We start from the raw sequence: 25315 nt of genomic DNA, 5'->3' as shown, positions 1-25315 counted from the left end.
CACTGGTTGATGGCCCGGAAAAGCAGGAGGCAAGCCCCCTTTGGAGCGCCCTGGCAAGCACCGGCCCCGGGCGTACACTGACCCGACTCGAAGGACCGGGCGAATCACGGATCGCCCGGCAATCAGCTAGGAGGAATCGATGGACTGGAGTCTCGCCACCTGGTGGTGGGTGATCTGCGGCGTACTGGTGGCGGCGGAGCTCGCGACCGGCACGACGTTCTATCTCTTGATGCTGGCGCTGGGCGCCGCCGCGGCGGCATTGACCGCCCATGTCGGCGGGCCGTTCTCGGCGCAGCTGGTCCTCGCCGCGCTGATCGGCGGCGGCGCGGTGACCTGGTGGCATCTGCGCCTGCGTCGCCATCCAAGACTGCCGGCTGCAGAGAACCCCAACGTGAACCTCGACATCGGCCAGAGCCTGGAGGTTGCGCACTGGCGCGCCGACGGTACCGCCGAGGTCCGGTATCGCGGCGCCGCCTGGCAGGCCCGCTTCGTCGGCACCGGCACCCCGGCCATCGGGCGCCATGTCATCCGCGCGGTCGAGGGCAGTTGCCTGCTCGTCGAAGCCGGCTGATCCGCCGCCCCCTCCGTTTCAATTCCCTTCCCGAGAGAGAACCCCGCTCATGGAAATCATCGCCCTGGTCATCTTGATCGTCGCCATCGTCTTCGTCATCCAGTCGGTGAAGGTGGTCCCGCAGCAGAACGCCTGGGTCGTGGAACGCCTGGGCAAGTACCACGGCACGCTGACGCCCGGCCTGAACATCCTGGTGCCTTTCGTGGACCGGCTGGCCTACAAGCACTCGCTCAAGGAGATCCCGCTGGACGTGCCCAGCCAGGTCTGCATCACGCGGGACAACACCCAGCTGACGGTGGACGGCATCCTGTACTTCCAGGTCACCGACGCGATGCGGGCCAGCTACGGCTCGAGCAACTACATCATCGCGATCACGCAGCTGGCGCAGACGACGCTGCGCTCGGTGATCGGCCGCATGGAACTGGACCGGACCTTCGAGGAACGCGACGTGATCAACAGCTCCGTCGTGCAGGCGCTCGACGAGGCCGCGCTGAACTGGGGCGTGAAGGTGCTGCGCTACGAGATCAAGGACCTGACGCCGCCGGCGGAGATCCTGCGCTCGATGCAGGCGCAGATCACCGCGGAGCGCGAGAAGCGCGCGCTGATCGCGGCCTCGGAAGGCCGCCGCCAGGAGCAGATCAACATCGCCACCGGCGAGCGCGAGGCGGCGATCGCGCGTTCCGAGGGCGAGAAGCAGGCCGAGATCAACAAGGCGCAGGGCGAGGCCGCCGCCATCCTGTCGGTGGCGGAGGCGAGCGCCGAGGCGATCCGCAAGGTCGCCGCGGCGATCCAGCAGCCGGGCGGCAGCGACGCGGTGCAACTGAAGGTCGCGGAGAAGGCGGTCGAGGCCTTCTCGCAACTGGCCCAGAAGAACAACACGATGATCGTGCCGGCCAACATGAGCGAGGTCTCGGGCCTGATCGGCACCGCGATGGCGCTGATCAAGAGCGACAAGGTGATCCAGCCGGGCCGCTGAGGACTCGAGCCCCTCCTCCGCCCTGAGCGCGAAGGCTCTGCAAGCTGCGCCGGAAGTTGCTCGGCAACTCACCCCCGCAAGTTTGATTCAGGGCCAAAAATCTGCGCTATGATGGCGGGCTTCGGAGAGATGGATGAGCGGTTTAAGTCGCACGCCTGGAAAGCGTGTGTAGGTTAATAGCCTACCGAGGGTTCGAATCCCTCTCTCTCCGCCAGACATGAAAAAGCCCTCGACCTTTCAGTCGAGGGCTTTTTTCATTTGCAGGAAGAGGTCATCGGCATCCCGGCCTCGGAACCGGGGCTGGGCGTGCGGGTCAATCTTCAAGCAGAACGCTCAGCAGACTGGCGAGCCACGCCGCCGCCGCCCCCGACTGGACCGATATCGCCGAGGCATTGCTGGCGAGATTGGCGCCATCCCCCCCGTAGGCGGCCGTGAAGTTGTGGAAGCCAAAGGGCAGCGCCGCAGTCGTCAACGTCGCCACGCCGTTGACCAGCGTTCCCGAACCAATCAGCGTGCCGTTGTCGTAGAAGTTCACGCTCCCATCCACCCGCGGGCCGCCAGTCAACCGGGCGGTGAGCGTGACGGTTCCGCCGGGCTCGATGGCGGCATTGGAACTGCCCAGGGTCATGCGGGTCGCGTAGTAAGCCGACCCCGCCCGGGTCGCCAGCTTCGTGCCGGCTTTCACGTAGACGTGCTCCCTGCGTTCGTTCGTCTGAGGATTGAACTCCAGAACCACGTCGCCACGCCCATTGGTCACGAAGTACATCGTCTGTCCTGCACTCGTGCGGCTCAGGCGGCGCCCCAGCGCGTCATAGGCATAGTCGATGCGATCCGCGCCATCGCACTTCGCGCAGACCAGCCGCGAGGCGTCGTCGTACTGGAAGTTCAACTGACCGTCGGACGACACATTGCCCCGCGCGTCATAGGAATAGCTGGCGGCCTTCTTGCCCGCGACCCCAGTCAGGCGGTTGGTTGCCGGATCATAGGCATAGTCGAGCACCCCGCCGAAGGTCTGCTGCCTGAGATTGCCCGCGCCGTCATAGGCGATCGGATACGACACACCGTTGGCCGTGACACTGGTCAGGCGCTCGGTGCCGTCATAACCGTAGCTGCGGTTGTTCTCCGGACCGGCGGCGTCCGTCACCGACGTCTGATTGTTGGCGCCGTCGTACTGCAGCGTCATGTCGATGTAGCGCCCGCCGCCCGCGCCCGTGACCCGATAGGTGGACGGCCGCCGCCGCGTGTCCGGGGACGTCTCCGAGACCACGCCGTTGCCGTAGGTCAGCGACCGCACCAGGCCGCTCGGGTGGTACGCGATCCGCGCAGCGAAATCACCGATGCGCGACGGACGGCCCAGCACATCGGGCGCCAGCGCCAGCACGCTTCCGCTCTTCGGATAGAGCATCGCCATGGCGCGGTCGTTGCCGTCGTACTGGTAGTCCAGGCTGAAATCGTGACCTCCGGCGCTCATCGTCTCGTTCACGAGATTGAGGTTGGCGTCGTAGCGCCAGGTCAGCACGCTGGCGCCGTTGCTCGCCGTCTTGCGCTTGCCGTTCCGGTACCAGGTCTGCGTCACGTTCCGGCTCGCATCCGGATAGCGGATCGCGGACACCTGCCCCAGACCGTCCACGTCGAAGACAGTGACCCCACTACCGCCGATCTGCACGGAGATCATGTTCCCCACCGGGTCTCTGCCGAATTGCGTGAGGCCGGTCTCCGGATGCGTCGCACCCGTGAGATGGAAGTGCCCGTCGTAGCCGTAGAGCCGCGTGAATCCGCCCTGATTCACCTGCGTCACCTGGCCGCGCACGTTCCTCGACAGGAGCATGTTCATCGAGGATTCGGCTGGATAGACCGCCATCAGCTCCTGCTTGTCCGGCTCTCCGAACGCACGGAAGGCCCGGACCGTCGCAAGGCCGCGCTCGTCGGTGATGCGGGTCCGGACTTCGCCGCCCTCGCCGACTTGGTATTGGTAGGCGATCCTGCTGCCGTCGGCATGCACCGTGCTCTTGAGGCGTCCCGCACCGTCATAGACAAACGTATCCCCGTCGATGGCGGTCTCGCCCACACCAAGCACGAGCGACTCGAACGACACGCGCCCCAGCCCGTCGTACCGCCACACCTTCCTGATCGGCCCGGTCACCTTGTCGGTCAGGCGGCCGAAGCCGTCGTACCGACGCGTTTCCACGTAATCCCCACGCTGCACGGTGTGCGTCTCCGGCGTGACGCCGTTGACCAGGGCATAGACCGCGGTAGTGACAGTGGATCCGGACCTGGCCGGGGCGATGGTGGTGATGCGGCATTGCTCGTCCACGCCATAGGACGTGCGATTGCCTTCACCGTCCGTCTCGGCGACCAGACAACCTCGGTCGTCGATCTCCCGCGTGAGGACACGCTCCTCCGGTCGCCCTTCCGCCTGGACTTCGCGCCGAGCCACGCCGCGCCGGTAATCGGCGAACCGGGTGACGACGCCGCGCGCGTCGGTAGAGGTTTCCAGGCGCCCGTTGGGGTAGTAGGTGAAGCGGGTGATGATGCCGTCCCTGGTCTGGCTCGACACGAGCGCCGTTCCCGGGTGGTACTCCAAGGTCGTCGTGCTGGTGTCGGCCCGCGCCGATGTCGCGCCCAGCGCGATCGCCGCCGCCGCTGCCAGCGCCAGGCGGTTCGGACGGAGGACGCCGCGCGCCCGTTCAATGCTTGTCGTGTGGCGCATCGCGGTCATTCCTGCGTCGAGATGGAGATGGACTTGGTCTTCGGCAGGCCGAGCAGCCAGCGCCCCGCGTCATTGACGTAGGTGATGGAGGTGGTCCTCACCCGTCCCTTCGGATCGGTCTCCACGATCGTGCCGGGATTGCCATAGGCGTCGTAGTCCGAATAGCGCGTCGTGTAGCTCGCGCCGTCGCGCACGATGGTCCGTTGCCGCAGATCGGGCGTCCAGAGTCGTTCATCATTCACGATGCCCAGCTCGTAGATGGCGAAGTAGGTGTTGTAGAGCTCCCGGGGTTGCCAGGCATAGGTCTCGACGTTGCCGTCGGGATCCGTCTTCGTCATCAGCTGACCGACCTGCCAGGCGTTGTTCTGATAGGGGGGATGGGTCCGGATCGTCGCAATCGAATAGCCCGCTCCCATGAACTGCAGCGTGTTGACGCCGTCGGGTCCGGTGACTCGCGTGGTGTCGTACTGGCCGGGTCCGCCCCGCGTGTATTCGTAGCTCCACGATTCACCGGTCGACAGCGTCCGGCGCACCACCTGCTCCGACGCGGATCGCATCGGCGTCGAGTTGTAGATCGACTGGGCGCGCAGGTAGTAGCCGTAGTCGAACTGCATGCTGCCGCCGGTCGGCAGGGTCAACCCCACCATCTTCCGTGCGGCCATGACCTCTGGCGTCTGCGGCGACACGGGTTGACCGGCGGCGGACTGGTAGCGGCCGGGTCCGTAGCGGTAGGTCCATGTCGCGCCGGTCGGCAACCGCGCGGAAGACAGCACCCGCGAGTTTTCGTCGTCGGGCGTCGTGTAGGCGTACTGCCATATCCGCCCCGTGCCGTCCCGCATGACGGAGAGACGCCCCGTCGCGGGGTCGTATTCGAAGCTCACGCTCCGGCCGTCGCTGGCGGACACGCCGGTCAACAGCAGCGATGGCGAGTCATAGTCCGCCGACGGATCCGGCACGGCGACCGCCGCGGGCAGCTTGCCGTAATAAGTGAAGGGCCACGGCGTCATCGGCGTACCACGCATCTGATACTGGAACGACAGCCGGTTGCCCTGCAGATCGATCGCCGTCCTGGCCACCATGTAGGTAGCCGACGCCATCGGCGGCGGCGGCACCTGCGGCGGTGAGATGACGGGAATGCCGTAGAACTGCTTGCCGACGTAGAGGTCGGTCGCCAAATCGCCGAAGTCGTAGACGGTGCCGTCGGGCGAGGTGACGGAGATCCGGTTATCCGTGCAGTCCAGCTTCCAGTGCGCCTTGGTGAGCGCCTGCCTGCCGCCGATCGAGAAGAAGGTCTGCTGACTGCCGTCGGGCAGGTCCATCCGGATATCGGGCTGGAACACCGAGAAAGTCTCGCCGCGACACAGCCGATGGAGCGGCGTATCCGTCCGCACGGAGGCATAGCTGGGATAGGGACCCAGTTTCGTCGGGTCCTCGCCGTAGCCATTGGCCATCGAGAGCATCGGCGCGACGCCGAGTGTCCAGCCCGGACCCAGCGCGGTCCAGCGGAACGACTTCATGTAGGTCGATTGCAGACCGGCGGACATGCCCTGCATGTTGTAGGTACGCCAGACAACGATATCGGGGCCGGCGTCGCCGGCGATCACCAGATCGCGGTGACGGACGGTGAGATTGCCGTTGCGGGGGTCCACCGTAACCACCTCCGACCCGGAGATGGCATCCAGGCCCTTCGGGCGGGGATCGTTCTGCTTGTCGTCGGACTGGGCGAACGCAGGCGACAGCCAGACGGCGGCAAGCGCAAGCACGGCAGCCCGAAGCGCGACGGCCGATCGGCCAGGCAGGAAGCCGCTCCGCCGAGCCGGTCGGCGGCAGGTCAAGTCATGAATCATGATGAAGAAGGGATAGCTGCTATTGAGCGGTCGACACGCTGGCATAGATGCCGGCGGGGGGCTGGTCGAGACAGGCGATCAATGCCGATCGCAGGGGACGTCCGGCGGGGCCGAGCGCACCATGTCCGACCACGAGGTCCTTGCCTTGCCAATACAGCACGAAGTCACCCGTGCCGCCATTGATGTAAGCGGCGCGGATCAGGTGGGCCTTGGCCGGGGCCGGACATTGAAAGCCCGGCCTGCCGAAATACTGAAGATCCGCGGCGTTCATCGGCTGGCTGACCGACTGCCTCAACGCGTACTCCGCCGAAGAAAGACGTGAGGCGGTCACTTCGAAGAATCTATCCCGGGCGATCTCCGTGTGCGCCGCGGCCGTCGCCGGCGGAGGCTTCAACCAGTCCTTGTCGGTCTGGGCGCTCGCCTGCAGCGGCAAGGCCGCGATGGCCGATGCAATCCACCACCTCATGGTCCACCTCCAAACAGACGTGCGAACCAGGACACCTTCTCTGCCTGGGTCTTGACGATCTCTTCGACGTTACGCCCATCGGGCTTGCCCGAACTCTCCGCCATCAGGTTGCCCCGGAATCCGTCCATGGGCGGCGTGATGCGGTTGCCGTTCGCATCCTTCGCTTCGACATAACGGTCCTTGGCGCCCATCAGGTGCCCCGCTTCATGGGCGGCCTCGTTGAGCTTCATGCCAGCCGCCTGCACGTTCCATTCGCCGGTTCGCGCCTCCCGAACGAAGGACGTGCCGCCGGCCAGTGAAGTCGGGCCGTCCGTCAATGTAATCTCGTTCAGCTTCCCGTTGACGGCGGTATCCGTCACGTTGAGCTTCACGTCCATGGATTTGCCGTCGACCGTGTAGTTGCCCGTCCAGTTGCTTTCGATGTTTTGCTTCATCGCCGCGATGTTGGCGGGCGTCGCCCCGGGACCCGAAAACTTGATGGGCAGCGTGATGTTCAGCGAGCCGTCCTTGTTGAACACCAGCACCGCGTCATTGCCGTCCGGATCGACGTACTTCAGCGGGTTGTTGTTGCCGTAGGCATAACGATTGAACGAATGGAGCTTGCCCGGCGACACGTCGACCGGATCGATCGACAGGAAGCGCCCCACGACAGGGTCATAGTTTCTCGACCCGAAATCCTGCATGCCGGTGGCAGCATCCACCGGTTTGCCGTGGAACCACTGCGTGTTGGCCGAGGCGGGTTTCAGGACGCGCTCGCCGTAGGGTCGATAGCTTTCCTTCCACAGCAGCTCACCGGATTCTCCGGTGGCTGCAATGGGTGAGCCCGCCATGTCAGCGTGGTAATAAACCGTCTGGGCAGCCGCCCCCGTGGCGCCGATCAGCGCACAGGCCAACAGCACCACCGGGCGCACCATTGAGCGCGCGCGCGTCCTCGCCGCGGTCTCGCGGACCGACTTGTCATCTTTCATTTTCCTCCCTTGTCGTGACATCTTCTCGTGGGGAAGGTTTGAGTCACGAACTCCTCGCGGAGCGAGCGTATTCTGCACGAAATCGAAGCCTATGATTCCTTCGATGCTGACCTTCGAACAATTCTTCGGTTTCCTGCTCGCCGCCACGTTGATCACCGCATCGCCCGGCCCCGACAACCTGATGGTGCTCGGCATGGGCGTGTCGAAGGGCCGCCGACACGGCATGGCCTTCGGCCTGGGCTGTGCGCTGGGTTGCCTGAGCCACACGGTGCTGGCGGCGATCGGCGTCAGCGCATTGATCGCGGCGTCGCCGGTGGCCTTCACCGCGCTGAAGGTCTGCGGCGGGCTGTACCTGATCTGGCTCGGCATCAAGGCGCTGCGCAGCCGCGGCGGCGCGACGGTCGGCGATGCGTCGCAGGTGGAGGACTCGCTCTCGCGCCTGTTCTTCAAGGGCGTCTTCGCCAACGCGATCAACCCGAAGGTCGTGCTGTTCTTCCTGTCCTTCCTGCCGCAGTTCGTCGTGCCGGCGCAGGGCCACGTGGCGGCGCAGACGGCCTTGCTCGGCCTGACCTTCACGCTGCAGGCGGCGGTGCTGTTCGGCCTGCTCGGCTACTTCGCCGGCGCGATCGGCCAATGGCTGCAGCGCAAGCCGCGCGCGGGGCTGTGGCTGGATCGCGTCGCCGGCGCCGTGTTCGTCGCGTTGGGCCTGCGGCTCATCGTGGCGCGCTGAGCGCGCCTGCAGACCCAACGGGGAAAGCGACACCAGGCAGCCTGGCGCCGCACGTGAAGCTGCTGACGTCCAGCGGCCTGCCCCAGCCTGAGCCGGGGCTGGCCCTTCATGCCGAGGCCAACGGCAGCGCGTGCCCGTCCCCCTGCGCCAGCACCGGCGCGTCGTACAAAGCGCGGATCGCGTCGCGCCCCACCGCCACCGTGCTCAGAATGCGTCCGTCGGCGCCCACCCACAGCGCGCTCGGCGTGGCGATCACGCCGAAGAGCTGGTTGATGTCCTGACCCGACTGCAGCACCACGCGATCCGGCGCGAGGTTGTTGAAGATCGTGCGGTTCGACTCCGCGCTGCCGCTGCTGATGGTCAGCCAGTGCACGGGCTCGCCGTCCTGACGGCGCCAGGACGCCATCTCCTTCATGACCTCGTGGCACGGCGCGCACTGCGGTCCGACGAAGACCAGCAGCTGCGACCCCGACTGCGCGACGTAGTCCGCCAGCGTGCGCGTGTTCCCCGCCACCGTTGGCGCGGCGAAGGCCGGCGCCGCCTGACCGACATGCAGCACCTGGTTGGACACCAGCGTCTCCAGGCTGGGCACGCCGCCCGCGGGTTCGATGCCCAGCGACTGCAGCCGCAGCTCCAGGTGGTCGATCTTCAGCAGCAGTCGACCCTGCTGGCGCGCCAGATGCAGCACCAGCCAACCCAGCAATCCCACCGCCAGCACCAGCACCGTCGAGAGCAAGACCTGACCCCGTCCGCCGGAGACCAGCGTGCCGGTCAACGATGCCGCGCCCTCGCCCGCCAGCGCGCTGGACAGCAACCAGGCCGCCAACGCCACCAGCAGGCCGTTACGGACCACGCTGGCCCACGAGATCGGCTGCGAGCGCGTCTGTCCGAAGCAGTTGCACGAGGGCTTGTTGCCCTGCGCCAGCTGCACCGCCATCGCCGCGGCGAAGACGGCCAGCAGGCCGGCGGCCGATGCGATGCCCAGGGCCGGCGCCCACGGCAGCACCACCAGCAGCGCGACCGCGAATTCCAGCAGCGGCAGCAGCCAGGCGCCCGAGCGCGCCAGCGCCGCGGGCGCGCCGAAGCTGCGCAGCGCCTGCGCGGTCGCGTCCGGCTCCGAGAGCTTGGACCACGCCGCGAGCGCGAACACGCCCGCCAGGAACCAACCCCCCAACACGATCAGGATGTCCACGATACGTCTCCCTTCCCGTTCCGTTTGTCCGGTGTCGCCACCAATGGTTGCGCCCGGCCGAGAGGCCGGGCGACATGACAGCGCGCTGCGTTATTTCGCCCGCATTTCTTCCGAGCCGGATGCCGGACCCGCCGTCGTCATGCCGAAGCTGGGCACCGATGCCGAGCGGCTCGCCAGACTCGATCCCACGACGAAGCAAGGCCGGATGCAGATCGGCGTCGATCCGCAGCAGGTCACGCTCACGCAGGCCCATCCCGACGGGCAACCGGCGGACGACGAGCAGGTCGGCAATCCCGCGCACGACTGCGGCAGGTGGCAGAAGCCGCGGCCCTCGATGGTCTGGAAGCAGACGCAGCCCGGGTCCTGGCAACTCGGCAACGCGCCGCAGGTGCCGCCGGGGCAGGTCGGGCAAGGCTGCGTGCCGCAGCAATCGCAACCGGCCTGCTGCGCGGCGGTGAAGGCATCGCCGCCCGCGTTGTTGACCGCCTGGTAATAGGCTCCCGCAGCCGCCTTGCAGGCGCCGCGCTTGATCTTGTTGCTGTCCACCGTGATCGGTCCGACCTGCACCAGGTTGACCGGGTAGGCCGCATCGCAGGAGCCCGTCATGCAGCTGTAGAAGGTGTTGTCGCAACCGGCCTTGGCCTGGTTGCACTCGCCGTAGCAGCAATCGTGGCCGTTGCAGCAGCCCAGGAAGCTCGCCGCGCCGTATTGCGACGGGAACTGCGTGCCGCCCGCCGCGCCGCAGCCGTTGGGCGTGCAGCTGTAGCCGGGATGCGCGACCCGGTTGGGGCAGGCCGCGAGATCCGCCACCGGATGCTTGTTGGCGATGGCGCCGCTGGGCAGGCAGCACTGCAGCGCCGGGTCGTAGAGCTGGCGACCGCACAGGCAGTCCGCCGCCGCCTGAGCCGGTCGCGGCAGCAGACCCCCAGCCAGCGTCGAGAACATCCCCAGCACCGACACCTTCAGCACGTCGCGGCGCGAGCCCTGGCTGCCCAGCGAGCGGGTGAAGTTGTCGAAGGCGTTGTCGGCCAGGTGTCCCTGGAGATCGATGGCGTCATCCGAGCGCAAGGCGGGCGAGTCGCTGGCGGAGAAACCGCCCATGCCGCGCCGCAAGAGCGCGGCGACGCGTTGCCCGAAACCGAAGGTGCGTTCTGTCATGGATCACTCCTTGCTGGCGCGGCTCAGGCCCGCGACGGCGTCAGCGTGTAGTCGGCGGCCACCTTGCCGGCGTCGTCGGCCGCGTGGTTCCAGGCGACCAGGCTCGCGCCGGTCGATTCGGAGCTCGTGCGCGGGCTCATCAGCTGGAAACCGGACAACGACGCCCCGGGCGCCACGTGATTCGGATACGGCGGCAGCAGGTCCGAGGCGACCCAGGTCACGTAGGTCATGCCGTCGGTGTCCGCTTCCCATCCCGCCGGCGTGCCCGTCACCGTCACCGGCGCGTTGACCGTCAACGACAGCGTCGCGATGCGCTGCGGGCTGCCCGCCGACTCGTTGTTGGTCAGCGTGTAGCTCCAGTAGTTGGGCGTGGTCGTGACCGCGAGCGAGGCGCGCAGTTCGTCGGCCGGGAAGCTCCCCGCGGCCGGCACCCGCACGTAGCGGCTGACCGTCAGGCCGTAGGCCACGCCGGCGACCAGGTAGGACCCGCGCACCGTCAGCAACAGGTTGGCGTTGTCGGCCAACCCCGCATCGGAGAAGCGGCCGGCGAAGGTCGTCGACGACGATGCCCCGAGCGTGCCCAGCACGATGGGCGCGTTGGGCGGACTCTGCCGCGTGGCGCTGCCGTAGGTGATGCTGGTGATCTGCACGCCCTGGAGCGCCGACTCACCGATGTTCATCAACGGGATGTTCAACCTCACCTGACCGGCGAAGCGCTGGATGAATGGCGCGCCGAGGGTCACGCGCGCGGAGACGACTGTGGCCATGCCTGCCCCTTGTGATGTCTCGAAGAGAGTCGATGTGGACCCGTCGTGCCCGACCGCGACCGCCTGATGCCCGAGGGCCGGTCCGCTGCTGGAGACGGGAGAGGAAACCGGCCGGCGGCGCGATCCGCCGGCCATCCGTTTTCAGGTGCCGGCGGGCAGCGTCGCGGTCGGCGCCGACGGGCCCGACGCGCGGCTGGCGCGTCGGACGATCAGCGGCGCGAGCGCGATCAGCGCCAGCGCGAGCGTGCCGGGTTCCGGCACCTCGCTCGCCGCCGCGGCGCGCACCGTCACCGCCACGGACACCTCGTCGGCGAAGTTGCCGTTGATGTCCTGCAGCAGGATGAAGAGGTTGAAGTTCAGGTCCGCGAGGATGTCGGGCAGCGTCGCGATCATCAGCAAATCCAGCACCGGGCTGATGGTGCGGTCCGGGATCAGCACCTCGGGATCGCCCAGCAGCGGCGTGACGTCGACATACGGGAACGGATAGCCGCTGAGGGAGAGGAAGAAGTCGGTGGTCAGCAGCGGACCGCCGCTGACGTTGGTGATCTGGCCGGTGATCACGAAGTTGTCACCGGCATCCAGCACCACCGAGGTCTGGGTCGTCGTGAGCGTGATCGGCGCGCCGGCGGCGGGCGCTGCGGACAGGCCCAGCAGGCCGGCCGCGGAGGCCGCCATCAGGAGCCCTTTCGCCAACAAGCCAGCACAGGCGTATCGACTTCTCTGGAACCAGGCTGTCGCGAGCATGATCACCCTCCCGTGCGCCGATGGCGCCCCTGTTGCGATGCGATTGCTGCGAAGTCTAGGAGGCGACCCGCGGCCCGCGCACCCCCTACTCCTTAAGCGGGGACAGCCCCCCTCATTTGAGGCAGCCTGCCGGAAAGGTCCGTGTTCATCGGGGTTGCAAGACATCCCCGCGCCTCTGTAGCCCTGCATCGTCTCCCTCGCCGGGTGGGTGTCCCGCCCCGGCACGACGGGGCCGGGCGAGGGACACACGCGACCACCACCCCGGTGACAGGCAAGGGACAGTCGGGGTTTGCGGACGGGACAAGCCAGGGACAAAGCAGGGACAGACGTGGTCTTCCCGCGCGCTTGACATCGCGCTCGAATTCATGCCTTGGCATGGGTATGTGGATGGCCAGCCGCGGCACCCGGACCGAATGCTTGCGCAGGCATGGGGCTTGCCAAGCTGAAACGTCCGGTTTCAGACCGCTTCATCCACTTGCAGAGAGGTTCCCACCATGAACAGCCCAGTCGGCCCGCTCAGCCCGATCGTCCAGGTCGGTCCGGTCGGCACCGCCGTCCCGCACATCAACGACCAGGCCAAAGCGCTGCAGCGCCACCTGATGCAGTGCGCGAAGGCCCGAGGGCGATGGTTCGGCGTCGCATTGTTCGCCGAACGTGCACGGGGGCTGGTGCTGCCCCGGCTGGCCACGACGGCCGCCCTCAGCGCCATCACCTTCGGCCTGTTTGCCCACTGGCTATGACCGAAGTCCGGAGCGCGAACGACCCACATCGACCTCCGGCGCCCCCGTCGGAGGGACCGTCGGACCGCTCCTCCGAGCCGGGGACGGACCCCTCCCCGGAAATTGCGGAAGAACTTGCGCTGCTCGACCCGGCACTCGGCACGATCGAGCCGCCGGTCCGGGCCGTGCTGTTCGGTCTGGCGCGCTTCGAGCAGCACGGGCGCAGCCTCGCGCAGGCGCAGGCGGTCCAGGGCACGGCCGGCGCCGGCCAGTTCTTCCCGCGTCTCGACGACAACGTCGCGATGCTGCAGCAGGCGCGGCGCCTGATCGAGAAGCGCCATCGCGACTTCCGCCACCTCGGCGCCGCCGGCAAATGGCTGCTGGACAACGCCGCGCTGATCGACGAACAGACCCATCAGGTGCGGCGCGGCCTGCCGCGCGGTTTCTTCCGGCTGCTGCCGCGACTGCGCGACGAACCGCTGGCCGGCCTGCCCCGCATCTACGGCATCGCCTGGGCCTGGGTCGCGCACACCGACGGCGGCTTCGACACCGAGCTGCTGGCCGCCTACCTGCGTGCGTACCAGGAGGAACGCGCGCTCTCGCTGGCCGAGCTGTGGGCGCTGCCGACGACGCTGCGCGTCGTGCTGGTCGAGAACCTGCGCCGGCTGGCCGAGCGTTTCGCGACGCTGCAGGCGGCGCGCGACGTCGTCCATCACTGGTACGACGGCCGCCCCGCGGAGACCGGCATCGAGGCGATCACGCGGCTGGAGCCGCGCATGAAAGAACGCGGCGTGCTCGAAGCGTTCTGGCTCCAGGTCGATCATCGCCTCGAGGAATTGCCGCAGCCGCTGATGGGCGAACTGGCCGCCTGGCTCAGCACGCGCCTGCCCGCGCCCGCGCAAGCGCTCGCGCGGCAACAGGACGAATCGATCCGCGACCTGCAGAGCATCCGCAATGCCATCACCGCGCTGCGGCGCATCGACCAGACGGACTGGCGCCGGCTGATCCAGACCGTCAGTCCCGTCATGCAGACGCTGGGCCGCTCGCCGGTGTTCGCCGCCGAGGCGCCCGACACGCAGGACATGACGCTGCACGAGATCGAAGCGCTCGCGCGCAAGTGCGACAAGAGCGAACTCGACATCGCCCGGCAGTTGCTGGAACTGACGCAGCGCGCCAGCCCGCCGGAGGACGGCGAGCCCGACCGCCGCAGCGCGCCGGTCTACTGGTGGCGCGGCGCCGGCCGGCCCACGCTGCTGGCGGCGCTGGGCCTGCAGGAGCGCCGCTGGCCGCCGCACGACACGGCGCCCGGCCAACGCTGGGCGGCGGTGGCCTACCTCGGCGGTCTCGCGCTGCTGGGCCTGCTCGGCCTGTACTGGCTGATGAGCCAGGCCCATCCCGGCGCGGCGACCTGGCTGCTGTGGACCGCCGCCGTGCTGGCCGCAGGACCGATCAGCGAAGCCGTCGTGGCCTTGACCAACCGCTGGGTCAGCGAGCTCGCCCGCCCCGCGCGCCTGCCGCGGCTGGACTTCTCCGCCGGCCTGCCCGACGCGGAACGCACGCTGGTCGTGATGCCGGTGCTGCTGCCCAACGAGGACGCCATCGCGCCCTTGATCGCGCAGCTGGAGCAGCACCACCTCGCCAATCCCGAGCGCCTCGTGCAGTTCGCGCTGCTCAGCGATCACGCCGATGCCTATGAGGAACACCAGCCCGGCGACACGATGATCGTCGTCACTGCGGCGGACGCGATCTCGGCGCTCAACGAGCGCCACGGCCCGCTGGCCGACGGACAGCCGCGTTTCCTGCTGCTGCACCGCCAGCGCGAGTGGTCCGCGACCGAGCGCCGCTGGATCGGCTGGGAACGCAAGCGCGGCAAGATCGAGCTGCTGCTGCGCACGCTGGCGACCTCCGCGGGGACGTCGCCCTTCGTCGACTTCGGCCCGATGTCGCGGCCCGCCGACGGCGTGCGCCACCTGATCACGCTGGACGCGGACACCGACATGCCGCCGGGCCGCCTGCGCGCGCTGGTCGGCACCGCCGCCCACCCGATGAACCGTCCCCGCGTGGACGCCCAACGGCGTCGCGTCGTCGAGGGCTACGCCATCCTGCAACCGCGCGTGCTCGCGCCCATGCCCGACGACAAGGAGAGCACGCCGTACCACCGCCTGTTCGTCGGCCAGTTCGGCATCGACCCGTACAGCGCGGTCAGCTCGGAGATCTTCCAGGACCTGTTCGGTGAAGGCAGTTTCACCGGCAAGGGCCTGCTCGACGTGCGGGCCTGCCATGCGGTGCTCGATGCGCGGCTGCCCGAGGGTCAGGTGTTGAGCCACGACCTGCTGGAAGGCAGCATCGCGCGCTGCGCCGGCATCTCCGACATCACGCTGGTCGAGGACTCGCCGATGCACGCGGACGTCGCGCATGCGCGGCTGCATCGGTGGACACGCGGCGACTGGCAGCTGCTGCCCTTCATCGCGCGCGCCGGCCGTTACGGCATCGCGCCGATCAACCGCTGGAAACTGATCGACAACCTGCGCCGCTCGCTGGTCGCGCCCATGTCGCTCGGCTTGATGCTGCTGGTGCTGGGCACCGAGGTGCTGCCCTTCTGGCTGACGCTGGCGGTGGTCGCCGGCGCTTTCGCGGTCGGGCCGCTGGTGGGCGCGCTGGCCGGGCTGGTGCCCAGCCGCGACGGCCTGGCGCGGCGGCACTTCTACCGCGAGACCGCGCTCGACCTGCGCCGTGCGCTGGGCCTCGCGGCCTGGCATGTCGCGCTGCTGCTGCACCTGTCGCTGCTGTACCTCGACGCGATCGGCCGGGCCCTGTGGCGGCAGACCGTGTCGGGACGCCGGCTGCTCGAATGGACGACGGCCGCGGCCGCGCAGGCCGCCGCGCGGCGCGAGCTGCCGGCCCTGGTCCGTCAGCATCTGCGCGTGCCCATCGCGGCCGCGGTGCTCGGCGGCGTGCTGGCCGCCGCCGCCCTGTCCGGCGCGCCGGTCGAGGGCACGGCGGCGGTCGTGCTGCTGATCGTCTGGGCGCTCTCGCCGCTGTGGATCTGGTGGGCCAGCGCGCCGCGGGCGCCGCTGCTGAACCGCGAGGCCGAGCTCGATCCGCAGGGCCGAGACTACCTCTGGCAGCTCGCGCGCGACACCTGGCGCTTCTACGACACGCACGTCGGCGCGGCCGACAACCACCTGCCGCCGGACAACGTGCAGCTGACGCCGCACCTGCTCATCGCGCACCGCACCTCGCCGACCAACATCGGCCTCTACCTGCTGGCCGTGGCCTGCGCACGCGAGATGGGCTTCATCGGCGTCGTGACGATGTCGGAGCGGCTGTCGGCGACGCTGGACACGCTCGAGCGCCTGCCCCGCTGGCACGGCCATTTCTACAACTGGTACGACACGGAGTCGCTGGTCGTGCTGGCGCCGGGCTACGTGTCGGCGGTCGACAGCGGCAACTGCTCGGCACACCTGCTGACGGTGGCGCGAGCCTGCGAGCTGGCGGCGGAGATGACGCCGGACCAGCTCGCCGCGGCCCCGCGCGAGGCGTTGATGAAGACGCTGCACCGGCTGCGCGTGATGCAGCCGCCGCTGGCCAATGACGGCGTGCTGGGCGCGGGCGCCTCGCTGGTGGCCGCGTTGATCGATCCCGAGAACGCCGGCGCCGGCGCCGAGGAACAGCAGGCCGTGCTGCGCGTGCAGGTCGCGGCGGCGCGCGCGGAGCTTGACGGCCTCGCCACCGCCGAGCACTACGAAGCGACGGCGGCGCATTGGCTGTTGCGCGACCTGATCGCGCAGCTGGAGTCGTTCTGGCGCGATCACGGCGCGGGCCTCGCCGAGTCGCGACAGCGCCTGCGCGAACTCGCCCAGCGCGCGCGGCGCCTCGGCCTGGAGGCCGACTACCGCTCGCTGTTCGATCCCGAGCGGCGCCTGCTGCGCATCGGCTGGCGCGGCGACGCGCAGCAGCTGGACGACAACCACTACGACCTGCTCGCCAGCGAGGCCCGGCTCACCAGCCTGATCGCGATCGCCAAGGGCGATCTGCCGCCGGAGCACTGGCGCTCGCTGGGGCGGCCGTTCTTCTCGCGCGAAGCGGCCGGCGACTCGCTGGGGCTGAAGTCCTGGACGGGCTCGATGTTCGAGTACCTCATGCCCTCGCTGGTGCTGCGCGAGCCGGCCAACAGCGCGCTGGGCCGCGCCATCCGCACGGCGGTGGCCGAGCAGCGCTTCGAGGCCCGCGGCAAGGGCACGCCGTGGGGCATCTCGGAGTCGGCGATCGCCGGACAGGACCACACCCTCGCCTACCAGTACGGCCCGCAGGGCGTGCAGACGCTGGCGCTGGCGCGGCTGGCCGTCGACGAGCGCGTGCTGGCGCCGTATGCGGCCGTGATGGCCGCGATCGTGGCGCCGGTGCGCGTCGTGTCCAACCTGCAGGCCTTCGAACGGCTGGGCGCGCGCGGCGCGTTCGGCTTCATCGAGGCCGTCGACTACACGCCGCAGCGGCAGACCGCCGGCGCGGGATTCACGCTGGTGCAGACCTACATGGCCCACCACCAGGCGATGGGATTCGTCGCGCTGACCAACCTGCTGGCCGACGACGCGCCGCGCCGCTGGCTGATGAGCGATCCGCACGTGAAGGCCGTCGCCACGCTGCTGCACGAGCGCGCACCGCGCGAAGTCGCGCCGCTGTCGACGGCGGTCGTGGATCCGACGCTGCGCACGCGCCAGGTACGCAAGACGCGCATGGTGCGCGAGAGCGAGCCGCTGAGCGAGACGCTGCCGCTGACGCACATGCTGACCAACGGGCGCTATTCGGTGGTGCTGCGCAGCCATGGCGGCGGCTACAGCAACTGGGACGGCGTCGCGGTCACGCGCTGGCGCGACGACCTGCTGCGCGACCAGCACGGCAGCTTCACGATGCTGCGCCGCGCCGGCGAGGACGACTGGTTCAGCAACACCGTCCGCCCGACGCCCGATCCGCGCGCCCGTTATACGGCCCGCATGCAGGCCGAGCGGGTGATCTTCGAGGCCGGCTGGCCGGACCTGCACAGCAGCACCACGGTGTGGGTGAGCCCCGAGGACGACTGCGAGCTGCGCCAGGTCGAGCTCACGAACCGCGGCACGACGCCGCTGTCGATGGACCTGGTGTCCTCCTTCGAGGCCACGCTCGCGCCGCAGCGCGGCGACGAGGCGCACCCGGCCTTCTCCAACCTGTTCATCCAGGCCCGCTGGGACGAGGCGGAACACGCGCTGCACCTGCGGCGCCGGCCGCGGCTGTTCGACGAGGCGGCGATGCGCGCGGTGTTCTTCCTGGCCGGCGTCGACGGCGGCGCAGCCTGCGGCAAGGCCGCGCGCCGCGACGACGTCCGCGCGGCCGACAGCCGCGACAGCCGCGACAGCCGCGAAGCGCGTGACGCTGGCGGACGTGACGGCCTCGACATCGGTGCCGACGGCTACACGGTGCGCGAGGTCTTGCCGATCGCCGATCGCGGGCGCTGGCTGGGTCGCTACGGCAGCACGACGCGACCGGTCGGCGATGCGCGGCCGGAGTTCGTCGACGACGAGGCCGACGTGACCGCCGCCAGCGAACCGGGCCGGCTGCTCGACACCGGCCTGGATCCGATCGCCGGCCTGCGCGTCGGGCTGGAGATCGCGCCAGGCGCCACCGTGCGGCTGACCTTTTGCACGGCGGCCTCGCGCGATGGCGACCTGTTGCGCGCGCTGGTCGACAAGTACCGGCAGGCGGCGCACGTGGAGCGCTCCGCCTCGATGTCGCACACGATGGGCGGCATCCGGCTGCGCGAACTGCAGTTCGACACGGCCACCTGGGGCGCGCTGCTGCAGCTCAACACGCTGGTCACCGGCCAGGCGGTGCGTGAGCCCGCGCATGTCCGCGAACCGCGCGGCCGCTGCGACCGGCGCGCGCTGTACCGCTTCGGCATCTCCGGGGACCGGCCGATCCTGATGGTCACGGTCACCGGCGAAGAAGGCATCGACCTGATCCGCGCGCTGAAGAAGGCGCTGCGCATGTGGACCACGCACGCGGTGGGCGTCGACCTCGTCGTGCTCAACGAAGAACCTTCGTCGTACAACGCGCCGGTGCAGCAGGCGCTGCAGGCCTTGCAGGCCCGACTTCAGGGCCAGGCGCAGGGCAAGCCGGGCCACCTCTGTTCGGCGCTGCATGTGCTGCGCGAAGGCGACCTGCACCCCGACGAGCGCTTCACGCTGCAGACGCTGACGCGCCTGCGGCTGCAGGCCGATGGCCGCTCGCTCTCCCAGCAGCTCGAACGCTGGATCGAGGACACCGCGCCGGCGAACGACTCGGCGCTTTTGCCGGTGGCGCATGCGCTGGCCGAGCGGCCAAGACCGGAAGCCACGCCGCGGCCGCCGGAAGGCCGCTTCGACCCGGAACACGGCGGCTTCTCCTTCGAGGTGTCGCCGGACCGGCATCCGTCCAAGCCCTGGGTCAACGTGCTCGCGAACCGCGACTTCGGCTGCCAAGTCACCGAGATCGCGGCGGGCTACACCTGGGCCGGCAACAGCCGGATGCACCAGGTCACGCCGTGGTCCAACGATCCGCTGATCGATCCGCCCGGCGAGTGGCTGCTGCTCCACGACCTGGACAACGACCGCGTCTGGCCACTGGGCCGGCAACTGCGCCGCGAGGCGCCGCTGTCGATCGAGCACGGCATCGGCTACTCGCGCAGTCGGCAGCGGCTGGGCGATCTCCAGGTGGACCTGTGCTGGTGCGTGGACCGCGACGCCTCGGTGAAGCAGGTGCAGGTGCGCATCGATTCCGGGGCTCGATCACGCCGCCGACTGCGGCTCGTGGCGCTGGCCGAGTGGCAACTCGGCAGCGCGCGCGGCGAGCGCCTGTCGGTGACGACGCACAACGACTGGCTGACGGTCGGTGAACTCGGCGCCGGACTGCCGCAGCCGGAACGCGCACTCGCGCTGCAGGCGACGCAGCTCGACCACCTCGGCGGATTCGGCGACGCGACGGCGGCGCTGTGCATCCGCCCGCGACAACCGACCGACGGTGGCATTGCGCGCGGCGGTGCCGATGCCGGCACGACTCGCGTGCGACTCGACCAGCAGGACTGGAGCTGCGACCGCCGGGAGTTCTTCGACAGCGCCGGCCGCATGGTGCTGCCCAAGGCGCTGGGCCGTCGCAGCGGCGGCGGGCTCGACGCCTGCGCGGCGCTGGCCGCCCGCCTCGAACTCGACGGCACGCAGCCCGCGGAACTGACCGTCCTGCTGGGTCACGCCCCGACGCCGGAGGCCGCGCACGCGCTGATGGAAGCGGCCTGGAGGCTCGATCCGGCCACCCGGCTGGACCGTCAGCGGCGGCAATGGCCGGAGCTGCTGGGCGGCCTGCAAGTGTCGACGCCGGATCCGCGCTTCGACGCGCTGACCAACCACTGGCTGCCGTACCAGACGCTGGTCTGCCGCATGTGGGCGCGCGCCGGCTTCTACCAGGCGGGCGGTGCCTTCGGTTACCGCGACCAGTTGCAGGACGCGATGGCGCTGACGGACGTCGCGCCGCAACTGCTGGCCGACCAGATCCGCCGCAGCGCGGCGCGGCAGTTCCCCGAGGGCGACGTGCAGCACTGGTGGCACGAACCCGGCGGCGCGGGCGTGCGGACGCATTTCTCGGACGACCGGCTGTGGCTGCCGTACGCGCTGGCGCACTACCTGGTCCGGACCGGCGACCTGACGCTGCTGGAGGACGCGGTGCCCTTCCTCAACGGGCAGCAGGTGCCCGAGGGCGCCGAGGACATCTACGAGAGTCCCCGCACCGATGGTCCGATGGCCACGGTCTACGAGCACGCGGCCCGCGCGATCGACCGCAGCCTGGGCAGCGGACAGCACGGCCTGCCGCTGTTCGGCACCGGCGACTGGAACGACGGCATGAACCGCGTCGGCCACGAGGGCAAGGGCGAATCGGTGTGGATGGCCTGGTTCCTGGCGCAGGTGATCGAGGACTTCGCGCCGGTCGCGACCGCGCGCGGCGAGCACGAACGCGTGCAGCGCTGGAAGGCGGCGCGCGACGGCTGGGTGGCGGCGCTGGACGGTCCCGGCTGGGACGGCCAGTGGTACCGGCGCGGCTTCTTCGACGACGGCTCGCCGCTGGGCTCGTCGGAGAACGCGGAGTGCAAGATCGACCTGATCGCGCAGAGCTGGGCGGTGCTGACCTCGGCGGCCGATCCGGCGCATGCGCGGCAGGCGATGTCGAGCGCCTGCGCGCACCTGCTCGATCCGGTGGCGAAGCTGGCGCGGCTGCTGCATCCGCCGCTGGCGATGGCGCAGCCAAGCGCGGGCTACATCCAGTCCTATGCGCCCGGCGTGCGCGAAAACGGCGGCCAGTACAACCACGCGGCGGTGTGGGCGCTGATGGCGCTGGCGCGGCTGGGGCAGCGCGACACGATGTGGCAGGTCTACACCGGGCTGAGCCCCGCGCACCGATGGGCCGATCCGCGGCTGGGACCGATCTACGCGATCGAGCCCTACGTGATGGCCGGCGACATCTACTCGCACGCGCCCTGGGTCGGCCGCGGCGGCTGGAGCTGGTACAGCGGCTCGGCGGGGTGGCTGCTGCGGGCGTCGCTGGAGTCGATCTGCGGCGTCGTCGTCGAGCAGGGCCGACTGCGCGTCACCGCCTGCCTGCCGGTGCACTGGGACCAGGCGGAGGTGCGCATCCGCCACCAGGACCGCTGGCTGCGCGTGATCGTCTGCGCCAACGAGACGGCCTGCCGCGCCGCGCAGACGCGCGAGCCCGGCGCCCGGCGCGAGAACGCGGGGGAATCGATCGAGCTGTCCTCGCTGTCGCCGGACCAGACGCTGGTGGTCGTCAGCGTGCCGGAGATGGTGCGCTTGCCCGAGGCACCGGAGCTGCGCACGACAGGACGTTGAGGCGCAAGAGGGCTCCAGCTTTTCCACCGTTGCTGGCCCTCACCCCTTCCCTCTCCCGCAAGCGGGAGAGGGAGTTCTCCGGCCAACTCGGTGCACTCTCGCTCCCTCTCCCGCTTGCGGGAGAGGGTGGGGTGAGGGCCAGCGGACTGGGCAGTCAACGAGCGCTTGACACGGTTGCTATCCCGCAAGCGGGAGAGAGATTCCTACGGAGAGGGGGAGCCAGCAGAGAGGGTGCCACCAGAGAGGGATTCCACTGACCGAAGCGCCTCAGGCGGTACGGCCAGAATGGCGCGATGTCCTTCGAACCCCTTTCGCTGAACCTGCAGGACCGCTTCGTCGCGGACCTGCTGACCAACCCGAACAACCGCGCGATCCTGGCGCGCTGGGAGGCGCTCGCGCTGCCCGACGGCTGGCTGGTCGCCGGCTGCCTGTTCCAGACCGTCTGGAACCTGCGGGACGGCAGGCCGCCGACGGCGGACATCAAGGATTACGACCTCTTCTACTTCGATCCGGACGACCTGAGCGCCGAGGCCGAGCGTCGCGTCCAGGCCCGCGTGGATGCGGTGCTGGGGGATCTCGGCATCACGACCGAGGTCGCGAACCAGGCGCGCGTGCACCTCTGGTACGAAGCGGATTTCGGCGAACCCTATGAGCCGCTGCGCAGTTCGCGCGACGGCATCGAACGCTTCCTGGTGCCGTCGACCTGCGTGGGCGTGCGACCCGGCGAGGTCTACGCGCCGTATGGCCTGGAAGGGCTGTACCGGGGCGTGCTCGCGATGAATCCGCTGGTGCCGCACCGCCAGCTCTTCGAGGGCAAGGCCGCGTCGTACCAGCGGCGCTGGCCGTGGCTGACGATCAAGTTGCCGGCATAGGCGCTGGTCCCGGCTGGGCCAATTGCGCCAGCCGCTGATGGTCCTCCAGATCGTCGGCGCTGAAGCCGAGCACTTCCGGCGCCCTCGCCTTGCCTCGCCTCGCTTCGCCGTAGGATGCCCAACCCTGCATGTCGGCCCTGCAATTCCATGTCCGGAAACGGCGCGACCGTCGCGGCTTGCATCCCTATCGTGAGTACATCCACCACTCGGACGGCCACCGCGCCGCGCTCACATGGACTTCCGCATCCTGGGTCTCGACCCTGCCCCGTTCCGCCCGATGTTCAGCATGACCGACGCGACGTTGCGCGCGCACGGCGTGCTGCGCGTGCGCATCGACAGCCCGCGCTCGGCGCCGGACCGGGTCACGCTGGACGACGCCGCGCCCGGCGAAACGGTGCTGCTGCTCAACTACGTCTACCTGGACGTCGACACGCCGTACCGCGGCACGCATGCGATCTACATCCGCGAGGCCGACGCCGAGCGCTTCGATCGCGTCAACGAGGTGCCGAAGGCGCTGCGCGGCCGGATGCTCTCGGTCCGGGCGTTCGACACGGCGGGGATGATGGTCGACGCGGACCTCGTCGACGGCGACCAGGTCGAACCCCTCATCGAGCGGCTCTTTGCCCACCCCGAGACCACTTACCTCCAGGTGCATTTCGCAAAGCGGGGGTGCTACGCGGCGCGGGTGGAGCGGTTCACCTGACCCGACATCCAGTGCGCGAGCAAAGTATCGAATTCGATGCTTTCCCCGCGCGATGTATCGAATTCAATGCACGGCCTCCGCCAATGCGTCGAACCCGGCCTTCTTCACCGCCTCATCGATCGTCGGCATCAGCTTGCGCGCGGCCTCCAGGTCCTGACGGCCCTTCTCCGCCTCGTTGAGCTTGAGCTGCGCCAGGCCGCGGCCGTACAGCGGCCAGGCCCAGGATCTCAGCTCGATCGTCTTGTCGAAAGCCTTTTTCGCCCGGGACGCGTCGCCCAGGCGCAGGTAGGTCCAGCCCAGGCTGTCGCGATACGCCGGCGTGTCGCCGTCCAGGTCGACCGCTTCCTTGCAGTCATCCAGCCCCTGCGCCACGTCGACGTTCATCCGCGCCCGCAACCAGCAGCGGCCGTTGTAGGCCTCGGCCAGTCGCAGGTCGTTCGGGTGGCTCTTGATCCAGAGCTCGTATTGCCTGAGCGCGTCGGGCACCTGGTTGAAGCGGGCGTGGAACTCCGCCATCGTGACGCGCAGGTTCGACGCCGTCGGCAGTGCCGCATCGAGCGCCGCCAGATCCGCTTTCGCGCCGTCCCGGTCGCCGGCGGCCACGCGCAGCGGCACGCGGCGCAGGCGCGCCTCGGCCAGCGAGGGGTCCAGCGTCAGCGCCGTGTCCAGGTCCGCCAGCGCCAGCTTGGGTTGCTTCATCGCCTGGTGCACGCGCGAACGCGCGTCGAAACAGCTCGCGACCTCGGGCTTGAGTTCACACGCGCGATTCAGGTCCTCCAGCGCCCGCTTCGGATCGCCGGCCGTCAGCGCCGCCGCACCGCGCCGCAGCAAGCCGTCGGCATCGTCAGCAGCGATTTCCTCCGCCTTCGCGGCGTATCGCTGGTCGTACTGGGTCGCATCGGCGCGCCCCTGCGCGAAGATCGGCCCACCGTTCCAGGTCGCGTACACCTTGCCCTGCAACCGCGACACATAAACCCGGTGCGACAGGAAGTAGTCCAGCCCCAGCAGCATCCCGTGGTCATAGGTGTCCACGTCGTTGATCGGCAGCCGGTTCCGGGTGATCTTCTCGCCGGCCAGTTCGAAGGTCTCGACGTCGGCGATCCAGCGCTCCGCATAGCCGCTGCCGATCCCGCTGGTCCGGCCGAAGGGCTTCATGTCTTCCTGCTTGATCCCGGCCCGCCGCGCCGCCTTCAACGACAGCGACGTTCCCGGCGCCCCCGTGTCCATCAGCGCCGTCACGCGCTCCCCGTTGATCTTGGTGAGGACGCGCACCGCCGTGTCGTTGCGGCGGCCGTTGTTCTCGATGGGCGCCTCGATCACCGGCGCGTCGCCGGCCCAGTAGGCGAGGTTCACCTTCTCGCAATCCCCCTTGGGAAAGACCAGGCGCAGCATGCCGTGCGCGAGGTCGTATTCGGTGTCCGCCGCGGACAGGAAGTTGCGGCCCAGGATGCCCATGATCCCGGCGTTGAGCTCGTTGCCGCCGACGAAGAAGTCCACCCGCTTGAGCGTCGCCAGCTGCAGCCCGACCTCGTCCACCGTCGTGACCCGCAGCGACTCGACCGAGCCGGCCTGTCCATTGATGGTGAAGTTGGGCGGCGGGCGACGCAGTTTCAGGTTGAGCTGCGCCGCCGTGGCCGCGCTCATCATGCTGTAGAAGGCGCCGCTGTCGACCAGCATGGGCACCTCGACCCCGTTGAGTTGCACGGTGGCGACCGGCCGGTGCTCGACCAGCCGCACCGGGATGTTCATCGTCTCGATGCTGCACCGGGCCTTGCCCGGTTCGTCCGCGGCGGCGGCCCCGGTGGCCGCGAGGATCAGCGCCAGCAACGGCGCAAGTCGGCGTGCGTTCAATGTTCCCTCCCTGGGTTCAGGAGGCTGACGATACCCGTCCCGAGCGCCGGAAACGCTCCTTCCGAAGGGGGTGTCGACGTCCGCGCCACACGATGGCGGCGGGGCAAACGCGTTCTCAACGACTTCTCAACGCGG

General features: G+C 69.2%; 16 protein-coding genes and 1 tRNA gene. 8 read left to right on the top strand and 9 right to left on the bottom strand.

Annotation, left to right across the window (positions count from 1 at the left end; genetic code table 11):
- Positions 1-139: 139 nt before the first annotated feature.
- The 3 genes from AC07PR_RS08410 (at position 140) to AC07PR_RS08400 (ending at position 1761) form a co-directional block, all read left to right on the top strand.
- Complete coding sequence (locus AC07PR_RS08410) at positions 140-571, top strand: NfeD family protein (RefSeq protein ID WP_377153479.1); 432 nt, start codon at positions 140-142, stop codon at positions 569-571.
- Positions 572-620: 49 nt separating this feature from the next.
- Complete coding sequence (locus AC07PR_RS08405) at positions 621-1547, top strand: SPFH domain-containing protein (RefSeq protein ID WP_067274606.1); 927 nt, start codon at positions 621-623, stop codon at positions 1545-1547.
- A 123-nt stretch (positions 1548-1670) separates the two neighbouring features.
- Positions 1671-1761, top strand: a tRNA-Ser gene (locus AC07PR_RS08400).
- Between the two features lie 99 nt (positions 1762-1860).
- On the opposite strand, the gene AC07PR_RS08395 is transcribed toward AC07PR_RS08400, so the two are convergent.
- The 4 genes from AC07PR_RS08395 to AC07PR_RS08380 all read right to left on the bottom strand — a co-directional run bounded on the left by AC07PR_RS08395 (position 1861) and on the right by AC07PR_RS08380 (position 7538).
- Positions 1861-4266 carry an Ig-like domain repeat protein gene (locus AC07PR_RS08395; protein WP_495135007.1) on the bottom strand — a complete coding sequence of 802 codons (2406 nt, stop codon included), beginning with the start codon at positions 4264-4266 and terminating at the stop codon, positions 1861-1863.
- Positions 4263-6020: a hypothetical protein gene (locus tag AC07PR_RS08390; RefSeq protein ID WP_495135006.1), complete on the bottom strand. Its 1758-nt coding sequence runs from the start codon at positions 6018-6020 to the stop codon at positions 4263-4265. The genes AC07PR_RS08395 and AC07PR_RS08390 overlap by 4 nt, the downstream gene beginning before the upstream one ends.
- Positions 6021-6123: 103 nt before the next feature.
- Positions 6124-6570 (bottom strand): hypothetical protein, encoded by a 447-nt coding sequence (locus tag AC07PR_RS08385; RefSeq protein ID WP_495135005.1) that lies wholly within the window; start codon positions 6568-6570, stop codon positions 6124-6126.
- Positions 6567-7538, bottom strand: coding sequence for an RHS repeat domain-containing protein (locus AC07PR_RS08380; protein WP_495135004.1), 972 nt, complete (start codon positions 7536-7538; stop codon positions 6567-6569). The genes AC07PR_RS08385 and AC07PR_RS08380 overlap by 4 nt, the downstream gene beginning before the upstream one ends.
- A gap of 103 nt (positions 7539-7641) precedes the next feature.
- Between AC07PR_RS08380 and AC07PR_RS08375 the strand changes: the two genes are divergently transcribed.
- A complete protein-coding gene (locus AC07PR_RS08375) occupies positions 7642-8268 on the top strand; it encodes a LysE family translocator (RefSeq protein WP_377153477.1) in 627 nt (208 codons plus the stop codon).
- 106 nt (positions 8269-8374) lie between these two features.
- Here AC07PR_RS08375 and AC07PR_RS08370 read toward each other — a convergent pair whose 3' ends face one another.
- The 4 genes from AC07PR_RS08370 to AC07PR_RS08355 all read right to left on the bottom strand — a co-directional run bounded on the left by AC07PR_RS08370 (position 8375) and on the right by AC07PR_RS08355 (position 12060).
- Positions 8375-9460: a MauE/DoxX family redox-associated membrane protein gene (locus AC07PR_RS08370; protein WP_495135003.1), complete on the bottom strand. Its 1086-nt coding sequence runs from the start codon at positions 9458-9460 to the stop codon at positions 8375-8377.
- A gap of 90 nt (positions 9461-9550) precedes the next feature.
- The gene (locus tag AC07PR_RS08365; protein WP_377153473.1) at positions 9551-10618 is read right to left on the bottom strand and encodes a hypothetical protein; all 1068 of its coding nucleotides are present in this window, start codon (positions 10616-10618) and stop codon (positions 9551-9553) included.
- A gap of 23 nt (positions 10619-10641) precedes the next feature.
- Positions 10642-11385: a hypothetical protein gene (locus tag AC07PR_RS08360; RefSeq protein ID WP_377153471.1), complete on the bottom strand. Its 744-nt coding sequence runs from the start codon at positions 11383-11385 to the stop codon at positions 10642-10644.
- A 141-nt stretch (positions 11386-11526) separates the two neighbouring features.
- Entirely contained in the window at positions 11527-12060 is a 534-nt protein-coding gene (locus AC07PR_RS08355; protein WP_495135002.1) for a hypothetical protein, read from the bottom strand.
- A gap of 563 nt (positions 12061-12623) precedes the next feature.
- Between AC07PR_RS08355 and AC07PR_RS08350 the strand changes: the two genes are divergently transcribed.
- The 4 genes from AC07PR_RS08350 to AC07PR_RS08335 all read left to right on the top strand — a co-directional run bounded on the left by AC07PR_RS08350 (position 12624) and on the right by AC07PR_RS08335 (position 23329).
- Complete coding sequence (locus AC07PR_RS08350) at positions 12624-12869, top strand: hypothetical protein (RefSeq protein ID WP_431104440.1); 246 nt, start codon at positions 12624-12626, stop codon at positions 12867-12869.
- Positions 12870-13033: 164 nt separating this feature from the next.
- Complete coding sequence (locus tag AC07PR_RS08345) at positions 13034-21754, top strand: GH36-type glycosyl hydrolase domain-containing protein (protein WP_495135001.1); 8721 nt, start codon at positions 13034-13036, stop codon at positions 21752-21754.
- A gap of 293 nt (positions 21755-22047) precedes the next feature.
- Entirely contained in the window at positions 22048-22626 is a 579-nt protein-coding gene (locus tag AC07PR_RS08340; protein ID WP_495135000.1) for a nucleotidyltransferase family protein, read from the top strand.
- A 286-nt stretch (positions 22627-22912) separates the two neighbouring features.
- Positions 22913-23329, top strand: a complete 417-nt coding sequence (locus AC07PR_RS08335; RefSeq protein ID WP_495134999.1) for a DUF1203 domain-containing protein — start codon at positions 22913-22915, stop codon at positions 23327-23329.
- Positions 23330-23392: 63 nt separating this feature from the next.
- Here the strand turns inward: AC07PR_RS08335 and AC07PR_RS08330 are convergent, their stop codons facing one another.
- Positions 23393-25180, bottom strand: coding sequence for a retroviral-like aspartic protease family protein (locus tag AC07PR_RS08330; RefSeq protein WP_495134998.1), 1788 nt, complete (start codon positions 25178-25180; stop codon positions 23393-23395).
- Between the last annotated feature and the right edge of the window lie 135 nt (positions 25181-25315).

The organism is Roseateles sp. GW821-FHT09H11 (genome assembly GCF_059415845.1).
The sequence above is the reverse complement of the archived record's forward strand: the minus strand, read 5'-3'. Positions and strand labels throughout refer to the sequence as shown.